The organism is Cryobacterium sp. MLB-32 (genome assembly GCF_000738085.1).
Classification (GTDB): Bacteria; Actinomycetota; Actinomycetes; order Actinomycetales; family Microbacteriaceae; genus Cryobacterium.
Genome location: NZ_JPRS01000266.1, coordinates 1 through 2,643, shown reverse-complemented (window position 1 = coordinate 2,643; position 2,643 = coordinate 1). Strand labels below are relative to the sequence as shown.

General features: G+C 64.2%; 4 protein-coding genes. All 4 read left to right on the top strand.

Annotated elements, in window-relative coordinates; translation table 11 throughout:
• Positions 1-279, top strand: a 279-nt coding sequence (locus tag JF66_RS23790) for a hypothetical protein (RefSeq protein ID WP_035879985.1), incomplete at its 5' end; no start/stop codon positions are given.
• Between the two features lie 490 nt (positions 280-769).
• Positions 770-901: a hypothetical protein gene (locus JF66_RS25085; RefSeq protein ID WP_255351544.1), complete on the top strand. Its 132-nt coding sequence runs from the start codon at positions 770-772 to the stop codon at positions 899-901.
• A 9-nt stretch (positions 902-910) separates the two neighbouring features.
• The gene (locus JF66_RS17355; protein ID WP_035879983.1) at positions 911-1,201 is read left to right on the top strand and encodes an FmdB family zinc ribbon protein; all 291 of its coding nucleotides are present in this window, start codon (positions 911-913) and stop codon (positions 1,199-1,201) included.
• 46 nt (positions 1,202-1,247) lie between these two features.
• Complete coding sequence (fmdA, locus tag JF66_RS17350; RefSeq protein ID WP_035879981.1) at positions 1,248-2,504, top strand: formamidase; 1,257 nt, start codon at positions 1,248-1,250, stop codon at positions 2,502-2,504.
• Positions 2,505-2,643 lie beyond the last annotated feature (139 nt).

Genomic DNA, 2,643 nt, shown 5'->3' with positions numbered 1-2,643 from the left:
TTTGTCCCACAGGGAGAAGTTGTTGCGGACGAGCGTGCTCGACTGGCATTTGGCAAAGCTGGCGTACGGAAAGACGACCGCTACGCCGTCGCCACGAACGACCAAGGCGAGATTCTGCTGACCCCATTGGTGTCAATCCCCAAGCGCGAGCTCTTCATCTGGGAAAACCAGATCGCTCGTGAAGAACTCGGGCGCGGATTGGCCGAGAGCGCCGCGGGCCAGCTCGAAGACTTGGGCAGCTTCGCCGAGTTCGCCGATCTCGACAATGAAGACGATTAGACGTGGCGTTTGAGCTCCGATTCACGCCAACCGCGGCCACACGCATGCGTGAACTCGAAGCGCCCGCTACTCGGGACCGCCTAGCCAAAGTCCGACGGGCTCTCGGACGGCTGGCGCATAACCCTCGATATCCCTCCCTGCATTCCCACAAATACAGTTCCATTCACGGGGCCGCTGGCCAAGAGGTCTGGGAGTTCTACGTTGAGAATCACACGCCCTCGGCCTGGCGAATCTTCTGGCACTATGGTCCTGGGTCAGACGCTATAACTATCGTGAGCATAACCCCGCATCCATAGGCGCCAGCCCAACGATTCGGGACAGCCGCAGGTGGTGTCTTTACGTGCCCGTCAAGCGCGGCTGGATGAGCGCCTCGCCCCACACATTCATTGACACCCAAAGGTTTATTCCGCTACATTCGGGCCATGGTCCTAGGGCCTTTGAGCGGCACTGACTTGGGGGTTTGAGTTGTGACCAACGTCGGCTTTTGCACGTGGAGGCGATTCTCTTCATCATCGCGCTCATGCTGATTGGCGTGGTCGCCCTCGTGATGGCACTGGCCCTCGGCCGCCGGGTGCGCAGCGCGGCGGCACCCGCAGCATCCGCTCCCGCCGCTGTGATCTGAAAGGCACCCATGCCCACCTACGAATACCGCTGCCCAGACTGCACAGACTTCGACCTGGTCTTCGAAATGCGGTCGGTGCCCGACTCGGTGAGCTGCCCGACCTGCTCGGGCACTGCTCGGCGGCGGATGAGCGCGCCGCGAATCTCCGCGGCCGGTTCGGCAGCTTATCGGCTGATCGACTCAACCAAGCGCAGCGCGCACGAGCCCACGATCGTCAACTCCCCCGGCCCCGGACAGCGCTCCGGCCCCGCACAGAAATACACGTCGAACCCACTGCACCGAAAACTTCCCCGACCGTAACCGCACATTCGCACGTCACCGCACCGCCCCGAAGAAGGAGAAAGAGATGCCCGAGCTGCTGTTTCCACTGGATTCTTCCAAGAAGTTCGAGGACCAGGAAAAGGTGGGCCACAACCGCTGGCATCCCGAAATTCCTCCGGTCGCCACAGTGAAGCCCGGCACCTCATTTCGGGTGGACTGTCGCGAATGGTTTGACGGCGCGATCGTCAACGACGACTCGGCCGAAGACATTCTCAATGCGCCGCTGCTGACCGTGCACAAGCTGAGTGGGCCCTTCGCCGTGGAAGGTGCCAAGCCGGGCGACCTGCTCGTGGTGGACATTCTCGACGTGGGCCCCATCCCCATGGAAGACAACGGGCCACTCGCCGGGCAGGGCTGGGGGTACACCGGCATCTTCGCGCGCAATAATGGCGGCGGCTTTCTCACCGACCAGTTTCCGGACGCGTACAAGGCCATTTGGGACTTCACCGGCCAGACCGCGACCTCACGCCACATCCCGAATGTGTCATTCACCGGGCTGATCCACCCTGGGCTGATGGGCACGGCGCCGTCGGCCAAGCTGCTGGCCACCTGGAACAAGCGGGAGGGCGACCTGATCGCCACCGACCCGCACCGGGTGCCGCCGCTTGCCCTGCCGCCAGAAGCCGAGCACGCCGTGCTGGGGTCACTCGCGCCCTCGGAGTTTGCCCGGGTGGCCGGAGAGGCGGCCCGCACCGCACCGCCACGCGAAAACGGCGGCAACCAGGACATCAAGAACCTGTCCAAAGGCAGCCGGATCTTCTACCCGGTGTTCGTGGACGGCGCCAACCTCTCCCTCGGGGATCTGCACTTCTCCCAGGGGGATGGTGAGATCACGTTCTGCGGCGCCATCGAGATGGGCGGCTTCATCGAGCTGCGCGTCGACATCATCAAGGGCGGGATGGAGACCTACGGGGTGAGCGAGAACGCCATCTTCATGCCCGGCAACGTGGAACCCCAGTTCAGCCAGTGGCTGGCCTTCTCCGGAACGTCGGTGACCCTCGACGGCGAGCAGCGCTACCTGGACTCGCACCTGTCGTACCAGCGCGCGTGCCTGCATGCCATCGACTACCTCACCAAGTTCGGCTACTCGCCCGAACAGGTGTACCTGCTGCTCGGCGCGGCGCCCATTGAGGGCCGACTGTCAGGGGTGGTCGACATTCCGAACTCCTGCTCGACGGTGTACATCCCCACCTCGATCTTCGACTTCGACGTGCAGCCGTCATCGGCTGGGCCGTTCCAGATCAACCCGGGAATCGGAGCGCCACGGGCGGCCAACCGGTGAGGTGAGCGGGGCGGGAGGAGCGGGTTGCGCGGTCTCGATCGCTCCTTCGTCGCGCCTCGACCAGCGGGAGGGGTCGCGGCTCGACCAGCGGGAGGGGTCGCGCCTCGACCAGCGGGAGGGGTCGCGCCTCGACCAGCGG

Coding starts and splice junctions, on each gene's coding strand:
- JF66_RS17355 (WP_035879983.1), top strand. CDS start 911: ATGCCCACCTACGAATACCGCTGCCCAGACTGCACAGACTTCGACCTG.
- fmdA (WP_035879981.1), top strand. CDS start 1,248: ATGCCCGAGCTGCTGTTTCCACTGGATTCTTCCAAGAAGTTCGAGGAC.